Source organism: Paraburkholderia xenovorans LB400, from assembly GCF_000013645.1.
GTDB classification, from domain to species: Bacteria; Pseudomonadota; Gammaproteobacteria; order Burkholderiales; family Burkholderiaceae; genus Paraburkholderia; species Paraburkholderia xenovorans.
Map to the genome: position 1 here is coordinate 690,811 of NC_007951.1, position 16,763 is coordinate 707,573.

The following is a 16,763-nucleotide window of genomic DNA, read 5'->3' on the forward strand; positions in this document are numbered from 1 at the left end:
AATCTGTAAGGCGAGACCGGACCGCCCCGCCGGGCCACTAGCGAGCCCACGATCCTCACGCAAGCATGACGGATGCCTCATGCAATCCGATGCGCCAAGCGAGGCGCGCCGGGCGGAGAGGATTTGCCGCCAGTGGTTCGCTCTGGTTCTAATAGACAAGGAGTCCGTCGTATGAATTCGAGTGTTTCCCGTACTCCGCCGGTTATGCTACGGAACAACGTAGATGCGTTTTCCATCGGCGAACTGGCGCGGCATGTTGTGGACAATGTATGGCTGGTGATTGGCATTGTCGCCGTGGTAACAGGAGCGGCCGCGCTGTACGCATTCGTGGCCACTCCCATTTATTCCGCGGATGCGTTGGTGAAAGTTGATTTTCCTCAGCCTAATGCGCTTGGTGAAGCGTCGAAGGCGCAGGAGCAGGTCGTGCCGCCCACGCTGCCCACCGAAGCGGAGATTCAGATCATTCAGAGCCGGAGCGTGATTGCGCCGGTGATCAGTAAATTCAGGCAGGACATCTCGATTACGCCGAATCGCATCCCGGTTATCGGCGCGCTCATCAGCCAATTCGCCGCGCCGGGAACGCCGATGGCGGCACCCTTCGGTCTGGGCTCTTTCGCTTGGGGCGGAGAGGAAGCGTCCGTCGGTTCATTGACCGTGCCGGCCTGGCTCGAAGACGAATCACTCACGTTGACCGTTCTGCCCGGCGGACACTACAGGCTCACCGATCCAAAAGGGCGAACCCTGCTAACGGGCGCACCTGGCGTACCGACCCAGGCCAACGGCGTGGCGCTCACGATGGATCGCCTCATCGCGCGCCCCGGAACGGAATTCACGCTCGTGCGCTTTAGCGATGTCAAGGCAATCGAGCGTTTTCAGCATCAGTTGAAAGTCAGCGAGTCGGGTAAGGACACCGGGGTCGTGCAAATCATCTACGAGAATCCCGATCCGGAACTGGCTCGCGCAATCGCCAACGGCATTGCCCAAGGCTATATCGCTTCTCATATCGCGCAGCATCGCGCCGAAGCGCTGACCACTCGCGAATTTATCGTGGGCGAGTTGCCGCAGCTTCACGCTAACCTGACGCAGGCAGAAGCCGAACTGAGTCAGTTCAGAACTGCATCGAGCTCGATGCAGGCGAGTACCGAAGCCGCGTCCTATCTCCAGGGCAGCATTGAGTTTGACCGTCAGATCGCAATGCTCAAGGTGCAGAAAGCCGGTTTGGAAAGTCACTTTGCAGCGAACTCGCGCGACGTGCAGGCCATCGATAACCAGCTCCAGCTCCTTGAAAATGCCAAGAGCGCTTTCGAGGCGCGCTTTGATCAATTACCCGCGTCCGAGCGACGGTCGGCTGACCTCACGCGCAACGTCAAGGTCGCCGAGGATATCTATGTAGCGATGGTCAACAAATCCAACGAACTGGCGGTGACGCAGGCCGGAACGCTGGGGAACGTACATATCATCGACACCGCCCTGTTGCCCGTAGACCCTGTGAAGCCGAAGCGACCGCTGGTGATAGCCGTGGGCGCCGCTGGCGGTCTGATCCTGGCGATCCTGTACGTCTTTATCCGGCGCCTGTCGTCGTCCGCGCTTGGGAACTCGATCGTGGCCGAGCGCCATCTGAACCTGCCCGTCTTTGGTCACGTATTGTTCAGTGACGAGCAGGCGCGCCTTGACCGCGTGCAGAATTCGAACTCGCAGCTGGCGAAAAAAGGGCTTTCCGGTAAGGTGCAGCAGACAGTGGCCGCAAGCGCAACAGGATCGGCGCTCAGATTGACCTATAGCGGCGTTACTCCTCAAGACAGTATGTTGGCCGGCGGCCGCTTCCTGCTCGCCACTGACGGGTACGACGACATACCGCTTGAGGCTTTGCGCGGTATACGCGCGACCTTGCAACGGCAGATTCAGGACGCGGCCAATAACGTGCTCGTGGTAACGGGCGCGACGCCCGGCACGGGAAAGAGCTTTATCTCGTCGAATCTGGCCGTGCTCAGCGCCGAGGCCGGCAAACGGGTGTTGCTGATCGACGGCGATATGCGCCGGGGCCAACTGGCCGCGATAATGAAGCAGACCGGTGCGGGCGGTCTCTCCGAAGTTCTGACTGGCCGGATCGATGTCGACCACGTCATTCGAAACACAGATGTTCATGGACTTTCGTTCATCGCTGCTGGGCGCTATCCGTCCAATCCGTCGCAGCTGCTCTCGACATCGCGCATGCAACAGCTACTCGAGCGACTTGGCGAATTGTATGACGTGGTCATTGTCGACACTCCGCCCGTGCTGGCGGTGAGTGATGCAAACCTGATCGCCTCTCTTGCAGGATCGACTGTGCTCGTGGTGCGTCCGGATGCCCAGAGCGACCGGGAGCTGGAGGAGGCCGCGCAACGTCTCGATCGCGCCGGCGCCCGTCTGGTCGGCATGATATTCAACGCGATGCCGCGACGGCGCAGCGAGAAGCGCAGCTACGGCTATGCGGCTGCCTATTCCGCAGCGAGCGTCCCACCCCAGCAACAGCATGGCGCCTCGTAATCGCTGCCGGCCACCGGCCGGCTGTCGTGCGTCCCTGCTTTGAGAAAACAATGTACCCCAGACTGGTATCCCTGCTGTTCTACATGTTCTTTACCTGCGTGATTCTCAATCCGCAGGTGAACGGAATCACGCTTTATTTCTACCTCGTGATCCCGTTTCTCGATCCGGATTTTTCCCGCTTCCTCGCGAGCACGGCGCGTCGCTGGGCTGGTCCGTTGCTGATCGCGGTAATCGCGAGTGCATTGACTTCTCCTTCCTCCGCCGTGCGGATCCTGTCGATCGGCATCTGCATTGGCTACCTGATGTATACGACAGAGCGCCGCATCGGTTATCTCCATACATGGATGGTGATCAACATCCTGTTTGCGACCGTGCAGTTCGCGATGTACTACATCAATCGGGATTTCTCGATCCAGCTCGGACCAACGAACCTTTCGACGTTGATCTGGGGTGACTATGCGACGATGACCAACACGAACTTCTACGAGGTGTTCTACTTTACGCGCGTGTCCGGATTTTCGCGCGAGGCGGGGTTCTTCTCTTCGCTGCTGGTGGCTTCCCTTATCCTGCATCTTTTCAGCGATTCGCCCAATAAAAAACTCATCGCTCTTTACCTGTTCGGCCTCTTCATCAGCTTCTCGAAGTCGTCGATGGTGCTTTTCCTTTTCGCCGCGCTCTATCCGTTCCGTGACAGATTGCGCCAGGTCCATCCGCTGGTAGTCATGATCGCCTACTACGTAGTGGTTTCAGCGATCTCGGTCTACCTTGCACACAATGATTTCTTCGGCTCGGACACATTTGCCCATCGGCTAGCCGGCTACGCGTTCATGTTCGATGCGCGGCTGGAAGATATCGTCAAGGGTATTACTGCACAGGACATGATGGCGCACTACAAGTACCTGCCCTACATTCGTTTAATCCAGGACGATATGTCGCTCGGTGCGCTGTTCGGCGGCCTTCCCGGCACGATAGCGGAATTGGGAATCTTCAGCGCGCTGGTCGTTTTTGCGGTCATCGCTTTTACCGCAAGCGACGGTTTCGTCATGATGATATTTCTGTTCATCAGCGCTACCGTAAGCGTCACTACCGTTACCTCTTTTATTCCACTTGCGTATCTGATCTGCTATTGGCCTCGATTCGTTGAATACAGCGCGCAGCGGGTGAAATCTGCGCATCACTATCAGCCGCTCCCGGGGTATTGCAAGACCTAGATTGGCCGGGTCGGAATGCATTGGTGGAACGCGGTGGTCACGCGCGTAGCCGGGCACCGACCGGCGCCCCATAGCCGAGGCGTCCATCGTATTGATGGACACCTCGCGTTTTTCTGGAAAGCCCGCCGCTGCGTAATCAGGCCATCTGCTGCAGCAGCGTCTGCTTGAACTGGCCGAGCGTATGGCGCGATAGCAGGTCGTCGCGTGCGGACGGCGCGGCTTGCGGCGCGTGCGGCCATGAAGTCATCGTCTCGGTGATCGCACGGCCGATCGACGCGGAGCTCAGGTCGCTCAGGATCGGCCCCAGTTCGCAACGCCGGCTGAACCAGCCGATCAAACCGTCTTCCGTCGCGATGACAGGCTTGCCGAAGCGGTACGCCTGCACCAGCACGCCGCTCATGCCGTAGTGCCCCTTATAGCCGAGCCAGACCGCGTCGCACGCGGAGAACAGATCGCGCTCGGTGTCGTTGGAAATGAAGGCGTCGAGTATCAGCGGCGCGGGCTTGAGACTGCGCACGTGATTGCGCATGAAGTGGCGCGTGCCCGCGTCCTGTTCGCCGGCGACGATCAGCGTAGGCGCATGGTCGAGACGCGTGAGCGCATGCACCAGTTCGTAGATGCCCTTGCGTTCCGTGATTGCGCCGTACACCAGCAGATAGCGCTGATCGGGATCCAGCCCCAGACGCTGGCGGGCCAGTGCGGGATTTTCCGCCTGTTCGTCGGGAAAGGGATCGGCCACATAGGCAATGGCCGCGCTGTGTTTCGACGTACTGCGCGCCGCCCATTCCGGCAATGTGGGGTCGATCGTCAGCAGCGTGCGCAGGCCGGTGGTGCGGATTGCGCGCTTGAAGAGCTGCGCCTTGATCGCGTTGACGAACGGACGATCGGGCGCCTTGATGCCGACCTTGTGATGATGGAACGTCGCGCGCATCGTGATGCCGATCCACGGCGTGTCGCCGAACGGCGAGCCGAGAAACGGCAGCGAGTAAAAGAAGTAATCGACATAGGGCACCACCACGAGCCGGATTGCCTGCATGCGGCTGATGATCGTGTACACGCGCCTGAAATAGCGGTGGAAACGCCAGTATTCGTTGGGTTCGCGCAGGCGGTTGCGCGGCCGCTCCTCGGGATCGACGAAGGCGATCTGCTGGTCCGGGCGGTTGGCGGCGGTGATCTGCCGCGCGAGCCGGTGATCTTCATTCGCGCATTCGGTCACGAGCATGCACGGATAGCCGGCCTCCGCGCAGGCCTGCATGGTCCACTCGACATATCGCCAGCGGTGGCCGGTGAGATTCGGTTCCACAATCAGGACATAGTCTTGTTCCATCGCGTCGGCAGCCATTTGCGTTGTGTGAAAAAGTGCCCGGGCGCCGGTGCCCGCACGGCCCTGGCTGAGCAACGTTAGCACTGCCGGAATCCGTGGAACCACTAATTTGACCCGCTTTGTGGGTAAACGTACTAGGGGGCGCCGGCTTCGGCTGAACCGGCCTAGCTGATGGCGGTTGTTAGCGATTCTCTCGCGGTAAGGTCGTGCTTGGAATTCGATGAAAAACTTCGCCAGCTTGCTGGTGCAACCTAACTGATTATGCGCCGGCGGCGTTCGCAGCGATGCGTGAAATCGCTGTGCGTGGCCGGGTCAACGGCGCTGCGATTCGACGGAGAAACAGCTTGCGGGCGATCAGGCTTCCGGCGTTCTCGATGGCGGGCAGCTTCGGCGCGAGCGCGGCGACGTGGGTCCTGCTGCAACAGTTCGCCGTGCGTGGACTTGTAGCGATCAAATTTCTGGCGATCGGCCGGATGCTCGGGCCGGCGGCGATCGGCAGCGTGAGCGTGGCTTTGCTCGCGGTGGCGATTGCCGAGGCGCTCTCCGATACCGGACTCGCGCAGGCGGTCATTCAGGGCGAACACCCGCCGTCGCGCTCGCAACTCGGTGCGGTGTGGACGACATTGACGGCGCGCGGCGTGCTCATCTCGCTGCTGCTGGTCGCGCTCGCTCCTTTGTTGAGTAGCCAGTTCCATCTGAACGGCTCGCTGGTGCTGATCCAGCTCGCGGCGCTGCTGCCGTTGCTGCGCGGCCTGGCGTCGCCCGCTTATTACGTGGTGCAGCGCGAGCGGCGTTTCCAGCACATCGCCGGAGTGGAAGTGGCGGCGGCGTTCGTCGATTGCGCGGTCGGGCTCGTGCTCGCGTATTTCGGCGCTGGCGCGGCCTCGGTGCTGATCGGCCTCGTGGCCGGTGAAAGCCTGAAAAGCACGCTGACCTGGGCGACCATGAAACCGCGCCCGCCGATCCGCGCCGTGTGGTCGGGCATCGGCCACTACGTCGGCTTCAGCCGCTGGATCTGGGCAAGCAGCGTGATCAATCTGCTGCTTAACCAGTTCGACAAGGTGGTGGTCGGCAAGCTGCTCGGGCCGGCGCAACTGGGTAGCTATCAGATGTCGTCGCGGCTCGCGCAGATGCTGCTCGCGGATGCTGCGATCGCCATGTCGCAATACCTGTTCCCCACTTTCGCCGCGCATTACCGGCGCAATCCGCAGGCGGCCTCGCGTGTCATCAAGATTTACCTGCTGGTGATCGCGATCGGGCTCACTGCTTTCGTCGCGTTGCTCAGGCTGATCGCCGAGCCGCTGTTCTCGCTGATTCTCGGCGCGGCGTGGCTGCCGGCGGTGCCGCTCTTCAGAATCCTCGTGATCAACATGGCGATCGGCGCGTTGATCGCGGTACTGGTGGCTTATCTGCGCGCGGTGGGCGACGCGAAGGCGACCGTGCACGCCTCGGCGATTCAGGTCGTGGTGTTGCTGTTGAGCGCGCCTCCCGCGGTTCACTTCTGGGGCGTGACCGGCATTGCCTGGTCCATGACGCTCGGCCTTGGCTGCGCCGCCGCGTGGATGCTGTTCCGAACGCTGACGGCAAGGACCTCATGATGCGCGTCTTTCATCTGGTCCTGGCGCCGCGGTTGTCGGGCGCCGAAGTCCTCGCCAAGGACCTCGCGCTCGATCAGTGCGCCGAGGGCATGGCGGTGTGCGTGGCGTCGCTGTTGCCGGCGCATGCCGAGTTCGCACCCTTACAGGACGACTTGCAGCGCCACGGCGTGCAGTGCGTGTTTCCGCGGCGGCGGCATCGCGCGCTGGTCAAGTTGTGCCATCTGTTCGGCGCGGTGCGGCGCTTTCGTCCGGATGTGATTTTCGCGCATGCGACCATTCCGTCGTTTTACGCGCGCGCGTTGCCGCTGCGCGTGCCGGTGGTCTATGTCATGCATTCGGCGACCAACGATTTCGAGCGCCCGCTGTTCAGACGCATCGAACATATTCTCTCGGGACGCGCCCGCGTGGTGATCGGCGTGTCGGAGCAGGGCGTGACGGACTATGTGCAGGCCATCGGGCCGCATCCTTCAATGACCGTGGTGCCGAACGGCGTGGACCTCGCGCGCTTTTCGTTTACCGACGGCGTGGAGCGCGACGGCCGCACGCCGCAAGTGGTGCAGATTGGCCGATACGCGGCCGTGAAGAATCAACTGGCGACGGTGCGGGCTTTCAGTGAAGTGCTCATGAAGGGGAAAGACGCGCGTCTGGTGTTGTACGGCGTGGTCGAAGATCCCGACTATCAGCGCGCGGTCGTCGCGCTGGCGAAGGAACTGGGCATTGCGGAGCGCGTCGTGGTAGCCGGCCCGCGCACCGATGTCGCCACGGTGCTATCGGAGTCGAACGTTTTCGTCATGCCGTCGCAATCCGAGGCGCACAGTGTGGCTTTTCTGGAGGCGCTCGCCTCCGGCGTGCCGATCGTGGCGAGCAAGATTCCGGCCTTCGCCTTCGCGAACGGCTTTCCCGGTGTCCAGCTGATCGATACCGACAATGTGCAGTGCTATGCCGAGGCAGTGATCGCAGCGCTGGGGCAGGAGCGGGCGCAACGCTCGCTGACCGGGCTGACGCTCAGGGATACCGCCGACCGTTATCGCGCGATTGCACGGCAGGTGAGTCTCGCCGTGCCGGCCCGTTAGCGCGCATCGAACACACCTTCGGCTCGCGGCCGGGCCGCAAGGCCACTGCATCATCATCAATGATGGCTGTTCAGGTCGCGCATGTCGGGTGCGGGCTCGGGTGCGGGCTCCACAGGCGGTGGAATCTGGAGTTGGGCTTCGTGTTGCGCGAGCATCACGAGGCGCTGGGCTTCCTTGCTGCTCGAATCGATCTGCAGCGCGGTGCCGGCATTGTGCGACACGCAGTTCCAGCGCGCGATATATCCGCAGCCGCGCGCCAGGCTCAGCAGCGCATCGCGCTGCTGTTCGCGTGCGTTCAGTGTTGCGCGCATATTCAACGCGTCGCGATTGTCGGGTTGCACGGAAATCGCCGCCGCAAGCCGCACTCTGGTCGCCGACAGATTGTTCTGCTGCAGATCGGCACGCGCGGCTCTGAGATGCCGGGACACGTCCGCGCGCGGTTTGTCCGGCGGTTTGCCTGACTGGCCGCCCGGATTGCGTTTCGCATCGGGCTCGACGGAGGCGACGCGGCGCGAAAGCGGCGGCGTGGCGGCGGCTGGCGGAGCCGGCGGCGAACGCACTGGCGCGCTCCGGATGGCGGCGCCGCTCGCGGGCTTCTGCGCGACCACGATGGCCGCGGGCTTTTGCGGCACGGCGGCGGCCGGCGTCTGCGCCAGAATCGTTATGGATTTCTGAGGAATTGCGGTTGCGGATCGCTGGGTAACAGCCGCCGCGGGCTGCTGGGGAACGACGGCAAGCGGCGCGGCATTCTGTGTCTGCACCTTGCCGGAGACCGCGATAGGTGTGCCGACTTTCGAGTCGTTGCTATGGATGAACCCCAGGTACACCGCGGATGTCACCGTCAGCGCCGACGCGGCGACCACGAGGGGCTGGCGCAGTCGCTGATAGGCGGACACGGCGACGGCGGGTTCCTCGACGAACTCATAGGAGTTGACCAGCGCGCGCGAGGACGGATCCCATAGCTTGCGCGCCGGCAGCCGGCTGTCGACCAGCGATTGTGGATCGTTCAGTGGCTCGTTTAACGGGACTTTCAGGGAAGGACGCGGCGCCGCATGGGCGCGAGGTGCATCGACCGGCCGCTGATGACACGAAGGACAGGGCGTGAAGCGACCGGCTAGCGGGACACCGCAGTGCCCGCATCGGGGTGAGTCGTGCTGATCGGAGGTCAAGTCGCTAAGCATCGCCGTGTCGCTAAAGGGCGTCGAATGCCGGCGCCACAATCAGAAAAACAGGGCACCGCAACGAGGCTTGCAAGCAGGGTTACTGTGCGACGACGTAACCCCGCGCCTGCATGCACGCGCCATACGCGGCCCAATACTGTGTCATTGGCGGCTCCGGTGCCGGCAGCGGCGGCAGCTTCACGCCGGATGCCGCCGCTACCTGTGCCGCGCTCGCAGCCGCCGTTTCCGAGGCGCCGTTGTCCGCGCTGGTTGCGGATGCACCCGTGGCGGCCGTAGCCGTGGCCGTAGTCGTGGTGCCTGCCTGAGTCGCGCTCGCCGCTTTGGGCGCGGCGGCGCCTCTGGCCGCCGCCGCCGTGGTTGCGGCGGGCGCGCTTGCACCCGGCGCTTCGGCTGCGGCCGGCATGCTCGCGCCGATCGGCGTGCTCGAGAAGGTGCTGGAAGGCAACGGCGGCCGTGACGGCACGCCGGTCGACGACGTTTTGGCGGCAGCCGGCTTGCGCGGCGGAGTCTGTGGTTCCCGGGCGATGTTGACCTTGGTCTGCCTGTTGGCAGTCGCATAGCACATCGCGGTATCGATGCTGCGCTGATAAGGGCTTTGACTTCGAATCGGATAGGTAAGCGGCTGCCATGCGAAGGCAGCACTGCTAAACACCACTAGCGTCAGTACGGTATATGTTTTGATTTGCATCGCAGTCGCTCCCGCAGCGATGTTTCGCCTCTCGTAGGCAATCGCGCTTCGCGGTATGTTCTTGATAGCTGCTGATTCTGCCGCTGAACGGCGGCTCACTGCCGCGAAGGCTGCTTTCCCGAGCGTAACACCGTGTATTGTCGACGCAATACACTGGATAGCGCGCGAAACCGCCATCCTGCAGTCGAATCAAGCCAGACGGCTGTGAAGTGGCGGAAAAGTCAGGGGTATCCCTGGGCGATGCTGCTTTCCTGCGCGATCTATGGATTGGGCTTGGCGCGGCCCGATTGCTCGACGTCGCGGAACCAGTGTTCCGCGCGAGAGCGTTCGGCAACGGAGGATTGAGGCCGTCGCGCGATCAATTCACGATCGATGAACTGATAGCCCCATTCCACCCCGTCCCTGACGGCTTCCTCTTCAGTCAGCCATTCCGGTTGGGTTGTCATGGGACGGTCATAGACCGGCGTTCCGGCACCTCGACTGATGCTTACGCTGGCAACCCACGCGCCGCGCTCGTTGGGTTCGGGCCGTACGACGATCTCAAACTCGCCATAAGAAACAGTGCATGTCGGCATCGTTTTCTCCTTTGCAGCGTTCGTGATCGGCATTCGGCGCGGCTGCTTCCCGCAAGAGCCCATCATGCCGTAATTCCATCACCCCCGACAGCAGGATATTCAGCCTGGTTTCGGCGCGGTGAGGCATGATATACGGGTATGGCCGGTGAGAGGGATCGGCGATACCGGGCTTCACGCTACCGCGTGTCAAGCGAATCCACGCAAGGGGGAAAATCATGGCGCAGCAACAGAGTGAGTTGAGTGGGGAGTTCATCGCGCAACAGCGCGAGCGTCTCGAGGCGCTTCGCCGGGAAGTGCTGGGCGGAGAGGAGAACACGCTCTCCGAGGAGCAGGCGGCTCAGGGGGAGCGTGGCGACGAAGCCGAGGAGTACGAGGACGAAGCGCAGACAATGGCACAGAAGGAGGTCAGCCAGGCGTTGCGTGACGTGAACGAGCATCGCATTGCGGACATTCAGCGCGCATTGCAGAAGATCGAGCAGGGCACCTACGGTCTGTCCGACGAGAGCGGTCTGCCGATTCCAAAAGCGCGGCTCGAAGCCACGCCGGAGGCGATCTTCACCGTTGAGGAGCAGAGCCGCCGCGAGACCGGCAAGTGAGCGCTTCTCCGTGACGCCTCGCGGCCGCAGTCGCCAATGCCTGTCATCGGAAAAATCAATATTTCCTTCTTTATGATCCGTTCATAGAATGGCATTGGCGCAATTGTGGGGCCTTGCGCCGTGGGTGGCGTAAGCCCCTTCGAGTCAGCCTCCAGGGCCCCTGAAGCAGTTCATGGAGTCTCCTATGACCACGCGACGCGAAGTTCCGGGAATCCGGCCGTATGACGGTCCGGCCGGCGGTTGGGGCGCGCTGCGGGCGACGGCTCAGGCCGTTCGCACGCAGATGGAGAACATCGAGGCGCCGATTACGCTGATGCGGACCAATCAGCCCGATGGGTTCGATTGTCCGGGTTGCGCGTGGCCGGACAAGGAGCACAAGTCCACTTTCCAGTTCTGCGAAAACGGCGCCAAAGCGGTGACATGGGAAGCGACCACCAGGCGCGTGGGACCGGAGTTTTTCGAAAACAACACGGTGTCCTCGCTGCTGCAACGCTCGGATTTCGAACTGGAGGATCTCGGCCGGCTGACACATCCTCTCGTCTACGACCGCGCCACCGACAAGTTCCGGGCAGTGGAATGGGAGGACGCCTTCGCCCGGATCGGTGAAGTGCTGCGCGGCTTGTCCTCTCCCGACGAGGCCGAGTTCTACACATCAGGCAGGGCGTCGAACGAAGCCGCGTACCTGTTCCAGTTGCTCGCGCGGGAATACGGCACGAACAATTTCCCCGACTGCTCGAACATGTGCCACGAGCCGACCAGCGTCGGCCTGCCGCAGTCGATCGGGATCGGCAAAGGCACGGTGTCGCTGGACGACTTCGACTCGACCGAGCTCATCCTCTCGATCGGTCACAATCCCGGCACGAACCACCCCCGGATGATGGGCACGCTGCACGAATGCTCGCGGCGCAATGTGCCGATCATCGTGTTCAATCCGCTGCGCGAGCGCGCGCTCGAACGCTTCGCCGATCCGCAGAGCGTGGTTGAAATGGCGACCTTCGGCTCGACCCGCATCGCGTCGACCTATTTTCAGGTCGATGCCGGCGGAGACGCGGCCGCCCTCAAAGGCATCATGAAGGCGCTTCTCGTGATGGACGCGGAGCAGGGAAAAACCGTCCTCGACCACGAGTTCATCGCGACACATACCCAGGGTTTCGAAGCGTTCGCGGCGGATCTGGAAGCGACCTCATGGGACGACATCGAAAAGGCGAGCGGGCTGACCCGTGAAGATCTCGAAGAGGTCGCCATTGCCTATGCGAAATCGAACGCGACGATCGTCACTTACGGAATGGGCGTGACCCAGCATAACAAGGGCACCGCCAATGTCCGGCTGATTGCCGATCTGCTGTTACTGCGCGGCAATATCGGCAAACCGGGCGCGGGCATCTGTCCGTTGCGCGGACATTCGAACGTGCAGGGCAACCGGACCGTCGGCATTACCGAAAAGCCTTCCGAAGCCTTCCTCAAGCAGATCGAGAACGTGCTCGGGTTCAAGCCACCCGCGGCGCACGGACACGACGCGGTCCAGGCAATGCAGGCGATGATCGCCGGCACGGCCAGGGTGCTGATCTGTCTCGGCGGCAACTTCGCTGTGGCGTTGCCGGACTCCGGGCAGTCGTTTCCCGCCATGAGCAAGCTCGATCTGAGCGTTCACCTCGGCACCAAGCTCAACCGTTCTCACCTGCTTGTGGCGAAAGAAACGTATGTGCTGCCCGTGCTCGGCCGCACGGAACTCGACATACAGGCAAACGGCCGGCAATCCATCACCGTTGAAGATTCGATGTCGATGGTCCACGCTTCCTCGGGCAAGCTGAAACCTGCTTCAGAGCACCTGCGATCCGAGCCGGCGATCATCGCGGGTATCGCCACGGCCGCGTTGCCGAACAGCAAGGTCGCATGGTCGGAACTGGTGGCCGACTACGACAGGATCCGCGATCTGATCGAGCAAACCGTGCCGGGATTCGAAGCATTCAATGCACGAATCCGGGTGCCGGGAGGATTCCGTATGCCGCTTCCGCCGACGGAGCGCGCGTGGCCCACGCCGTCGGGAAAAGCGATGTTCTCGGTGTACGGCGGCGTCAGGGAAGACGCCGACGTGCTCGGCGCCGACAATGTGCTGCGTCTCATCACGATCCGCAGCCACGACCAGTACAACACCACCATCTACGCGCTGGACGATCGTTACCGGGGTGTGTTCGGCCGGCGCGACGTGCTGTTCATGAACGAGGACGATCTGGCCGAACGCGGACTCGAACATGGTGATCTGGTCGACATCGAAACCGTTCTGGCCGGCAGGCAGCTTCGCCTGAAGAAGATTACTGCAATCGCGTACAACATCGCGCCGGGTTCGGTGGCGGCCTATTATCCGGAAGCCAACGTGCTGGTGCCACTCGACTTCATCGACAAGGAGAGCGGCACGCCTTCGTACAAGTCTGTTCCGGTTCATGTCATGCGCTCAGCGGAAACCTGATTTTCCGCACAAACGCCGCTATCACCTGGAGCCGTTCACCCATTATGGAAATCTTCGATGCATTCCACCTTGCCAGGTTGCAGTTTGCATTCACGGTTTCGTTTCATATTATTTTCCCCGCCATCAGCATCGGCATGGCCAGCTTCCTCGCCGTGCTGGAATGGCGCTGGCTGCTGACCGGCGACGTCGCCTACAAGGACATGTTCCTGTTCTGGTCGAAGATCTTTGCGGTCGGCTTCGGCATGGGGGTGGTCTCGGGCGTGGTGATGGCCTACGAGTTCGGCACTAACTGGAGCGGTTTTTCCAGTGTGGCCGGCAATATCACGGGACCGCTCCTGACCTATGAAGTGCTGACGGCGTTCTTTCTCGAAGCCGGCTTTCTCGGCGTCATGCTGTTCGGCTGGGAACGGGTCACGCCGCGCGCGCATTTCTTCGCCACGCTCATGGTCGCGGTGGGCACGCTGATTTCCACTTTCTGGATTCTCGCGTCGAACAGCTTCATGCAGACGCCGCAAGGATTCGCTATCGAGGGTGGCCGTATCGTGCCGGTTGACTGGATGAAGGTGATTTTCAATCCATCGTTTCCGTATCGCCTCGCGCATATGACCATTGCCGCGTTCATCGTGGCGGGCTTCATCGTTGCCGCTTGCGGCGCGTGGCATCTGTTGCAGGGGCGGCGCGACAAACCCGTCACGCGTAGTTTTTCGATGGCGCTATGGATTCTGCTTTTCCTCACGCCGATACAGATCTTCGTCGGCGATGCGCATGGTCTGAACACACGCGAATATCAGCCGGCCAAGATCGCCGCGATCGAAGGGTTGTGGGAAACCGAGAAGGGCGGCACGGCGCTGAACCTGGTCGGTCTGCCCGACATGGATGCGGAAGTGACGCGATATACGCTGCAAGTGCCGCATCTGGGCAGCCTTATCCTGACGCACAGCTGGGACGGAGAAATTCGCGGCCTGAAGGAATTTCCCCCGCAGGACCGCCCGTATTCGCCGATCGTGTTCTGGACGTTCCGGATCATGGCGGGTCTGGGCATGCTGATGCTATTGACCACGCTGCTCGGCCTCGTGCTCAGAGTGCGCGGCCGCCTCTACGAGACGCGGTGGTTTCAGCGTTTCGTTCTGTGCATGGGGCCTTCGGGAATCGTGGCGTTGCTGGCCGGGTGGATAACCACGGAAGTCGGCCGTCAACCCTGGACGGTGTACGGCGTTCTGCGCACAGCGGACTCTGTGTCGCCGATCGGTTCCCAGCAAGCGGGCGTTTCATTGCTGATCTTCGTGATGGTGTACTTCCTGGTATTCGGCATGGGCTTCTACTACATGATGAAAATGATGAAGCGCGGACCGGAAGAGCATGTCGAGCGCCGTGATTCACGCAGGCATCCGGTCCTGCGCAATCGCCCGCTGGATGCACTGGAAGGGGAGTGACGCCATGCAGATCGATCTTCCTGTCGTATGGGCCGCGATCATCGGACTCGGCGTCTTCATCTACGTGATGCTGGACGGTTTCGATCTCGGCATTGGCCTGCTGTTTCCGTTCTTCGAGGAGAAAGGCGACCGGCAGGTGATGCTCAATACCATCGCGCCGGTCTGGGACGGCAACGAGACGTTTCTCGTGCTCGGCGGCGCCGGGCTTTACGGGGCGTTTCCGGTGGTCTATTCGACACTGCTGCCGGCTAACTATCTCCCGCTCATCCTGATGGTGGTGGGCCTGATCTTCCGCGGAGCGGCCTTCGAACTGCGCGGCAAGGCAGTCAGGACCCAGCATGCGTGGGACCTCGCCTTCATGGGCGGTTCCGCGCTCGCGGGGCTTTGCCAGGGCATCGTGCTGGGGTCGCTGCTGCAAGGCATCCGGATCGTCGACGGCCGTTTCGCCGGCGGCCCGTTCGACTGGCTCTCGCCGTTCAGCCTGTTCTGCGGAATCGGTGTGCTCACCACCTATGCGGCGCTCGGCTGCGGCTGGCTCATCCTGAAGACGGATGGTGAATTGCAACGCAAGATGCGCGAGGTGATGCGCCCGCTCGTGAGCGTTCTGCTCGGCGTCATGGCCGTCGTGAGTCTATGGACGGTGATCGGCTTGCCGGCAGTCGCACATCGCTGGTTCGGCAGCGGCAATCTCGGCTGGTTCCTGCCGGTGCCGGTTCTCGTGATCGTATGCGTGTGGGGCATCTTCCGCTCGCTGCGGTTGCGGCACGAAGCGACGCCTTTCCTTCTCACGCTCGCGCTATGCTTTCTCGGCTACAGCGGTCTGCTCATCAGCATCTGGCCGAACATCGTTCCGCCTTCCCTGACGATCTGGGAAGCGTCGTCGAGTCATTCGAGCCAGCTGTTTACGCTGGTCGGCACGGTGATCGTGCTGCCGGTCATTCTTGTCTACAACGTCATGCAGTATCGCGTGTTCCGCGGCAAGGTGAGGGAAGGGGACGCCGGCTACCATTGAGGGTGACGGCGCAGTCGGGTGATTACAAGAGCACATCATGATTGTGAGGCCAGGGCAAAACTGGTTCCGGCTGCTGTTTGTCTGGAACGGTTCCGTGTTGCAGTCGATCATTCCCCAGCTGATCTTCATGGCGATTGTCAGCAGTCTCGCCGTTCTGACACAGGGGCGTATTTTCGGCGCGAAGATTCCGCTCAATACGGCGCCCTTTACCTTATTCGGCCTCGCTCTGGCGATCTTCCTTGCGTTCCGCAACAACGCAAGTTACGAGCGCTTCAACGAGGCGCGTCATCTCTGGGGCAGCCTTCTGATCTCGGCACGCGCGCTGACCTCGCAGATGCTGTGCTATGTCCCGCGCGGCGAAGACAGGATTCGAATGGCTCATGGATTGATTGCGTGTGTGTACGCGCTCAAGCATCAATTGCGCGGGACCGATCCGAATCCCGATCTCATCCGCTTTCTCGGCCGCACCCGAACCGAGGCGTTGCAGCACGCCTGTTACAAACCGGCCGCGCTTCTCAATGAGCTTCGGCGCGACTTTGCCGATCTGCAGGTCCGGGCCGTGGTGTCGGAGACCAAGCTGTGGATGTTCGATGCGCAGGTCAACGAATTGGGAAAGACCATTGGCGGATGCGAGCGGATCGCCTCCACGCCGATTCCGTTTGCCTACAGTGTGTTGCTTCACCGCACCGTCTATGCCTATTGCGTTTTACTGCCATTCGGTCTCGTCGACTCGACGGAGTTTTTCACGCCGCTTCTTTGCGTTTTCATTTCCTATACGCTGATCGCGCTCGAAGCGATTGCCAGCGAAGTGGCTGAGCCGTTTACCGTCGCGCCGAATGCACTGGCGCTCGACGCAATGACCCGCAATATCGAACGATCGATTCTCGAACTATGTGGCTGCGAGCTGCCCGATGAGGTCGTGCCGGTGCGCCCGTATCAGCTGACGTGAGTTGTCTTCATCGACGCATCCTGTCGGTCCGCTTCGCTGTTGCACCGGACGACACCCGATGACACCAGACGCGGCGCACAAACTGTACTCCTGGAATTCCGCGCAGACTGTGCGTCCCCTACACAGCGCC

At 61.8% G+C, this 16,763-nt stretch carries 13 protein-coding genes; 9 read left to right on the top strand and 4 right to left on the bottom strand.

Features of this window, described 5'->3' with window-relative positions; genetic code table 11:
* The first annotated feature begins 171 nt into the window (after positions 1-171).
* Both BXE_RS03010 and BXE_RS03015 read left to right on the top strand, forming a co-directional pair.
* Complete coding sequence (locus BXE_RS03010) at positions 172-2,526, top strand: polysaccharide biosynthesis tyrosine autokinase (RefSeq protein WP_011486959.1); 2,355 nt, start codon at positions 172-174, stop codon at positions 2,524-2,526.
* Between the two features lie 83 nt (positions 2,527-2,609).
* On the top strand, positions 2,610-3,737 hold the full coding sequence (locus tag BXE_RS03015; protein WP_233518834.1) for a hypothetical protein: 1,128 nt from the start codon (positions 2,610-2,612) through the stop codon (positions 3,735-3,737).
* 136 nt (positions 3,738-3,873) lie between these two features.
* Here BXE_RS03015 and BXE_RS03020 read toward each other — a convergent pair whose 3' ends face one another.
* Positions 3,874-5,064: a glycosyltransferase gene (locus tag BXE_RS03020; RefSeq protein ID WP_407668612.1), complete on the bottom strand. Its 1,191-nt coding sequence runs from the start codon at positions 5,062-5,064 to the stop codon at positions 3,874-3,876.
* Positions 5,065-5,405: 341 nt separating this feature from the next.
* Here BXE_RS03020 and BXE_RS03025 point away from each other — a divergent pair, with 341 nt between their 5' ends.
* Both BXE_RS03025 and BXE_RS03030 read left to right on the top strand, forming a co-directional pair.
* Entirely contained in the window at positions 5,406-6,659 is a 1,254-nt protein-coding gene (locus BXE_RS03025) for an oligosaccharide flippase family protein (protein ID WP_035517622.1), read from the top strand.
* Positions 6,659-7,732, top strand: coding sequence for a glycosyltransferase family 4 protein (locus tag BXE_RS03030; protein WP_038456930.1), 1,074 nt, complete (start codon positions 6,659-6,661; stop codon positions 7,730-7,732). The genes BXE_RS03025 and BXE_RS03030 overlap by 1 nt, the downstream gene beginning before the upstream one ends.
* Before the next feature lie 56 nt (positions 7,733-7,788).
* On the opposite strand, the gene BXE_RS03035 is transcribed toward BXE_RS03030, so the two are convergent.
* From BXE_RS03035 to BXE_RS03045, 3 genes are all read right to left on the bottom strand, one after another.
* Positions 7,789-8,913, bottom strand: coding sequence for a hypothetical protein (locus tag BXE_RS03035; protein ID WP_011486964.1), 1,125 nt, complete (start codon positions 8,911-8,913; stop codon positions 7,789-7,791).
* Between the two features lie 79 nt (positions 8,914-8,992).
* Positions 8,993-9,601, bottom strand: coding sequence for a hypothetical protein (locus BXE_RS03040; protein WP_011486965.1), 609 nt, complete (start codon positions 9,599-9,601; stop codon positions 8,993-8,995).
* A gap of 260 nt (positions 9,602-9,861) precedes the next feature.
* Complete coding sequence (locus tag BXE_RS03045; RefSeq protein WP_232064095.1) at positions 9,862-10,209, bottom strand: DUF6566 family protein; 348 nt, start codon at positions 10,207-10,209, stop codon at positions 9,862-9,864.
* Between the two features lie 182 nt (positions 10,210-10,391).
* Between BXE_RS03045 and BXE_RS03050 the strand changes: the two genes are divergently transcribed.
* From BXE_RS03050 to BXE_RS03070, 5 genes are all read left to right on the top strand, one after another.
* The gene (locus BXE_RS03050) at positions 10,392-10,772 is read left to right on the top strand and encodes a TraR/DksA family transcriptional regulator (RefSeq protein WP_011486967.1); all 381 of its coding nucleotides are present in this window, start codon (positions 10,392-10,394) and stop codon (positions 10,770-10,772) included.
* A 184-nt stretch (positions 10,773-10,956) separates the two neighbouring features.
* Positions 10,957-13,239 carry an FdhF/YdeP family oxidoreductase gene (locus tag BXE_RS03055; RefSeq protein WP_011486968.1) on the top strand — a complete coding sequence of 761 codons (2,283 nt, stop codon included), beginning with the start codon at positions 10,957-10,959 and terminating at the stop codon, positions 13,237-13,239.
* Positions 13,240-13,283: 44 nt separating this feature from the next.
* On the top strand, positions 13,284-14,672 hold the full coding sequence (locus BXE_RS03060; RefSeq protein ID WP_011486969.1) for a cytochrome ubiquinol oxidase subunit I: 1,389 nt from the start codon (positions 13,284-13,286) through the stop codon (positions 14,670-14,672).
* A 4-nt stretch (positions 14,673-14,676) separates the two neighbouring features.
* Complete coding sequence (gene cydB / locus BXE_RS03065; protein ID WP_007179036.1) at positions 14,677-15,684, top strand: cytochrome d ubiquinol oxidase subunit II; 1,008 nt, start codon at positions 14,677-14,679, stop codon at positions 15,682-15,684.
* Between the two features lie 37 nt (positions 15,685-15,721).
* Positions 15,722-16,633, top strand: a complete 912-nt coding sequence (locus BXE_RS03070; protein WP_011486970.1) for a bestrophin family protein — start codon at positions 15,722-15,724, stop codon at positions 16,631-16,633.
* Positions 16,634-16,763 lie beyond the last annotated feature (130 nt).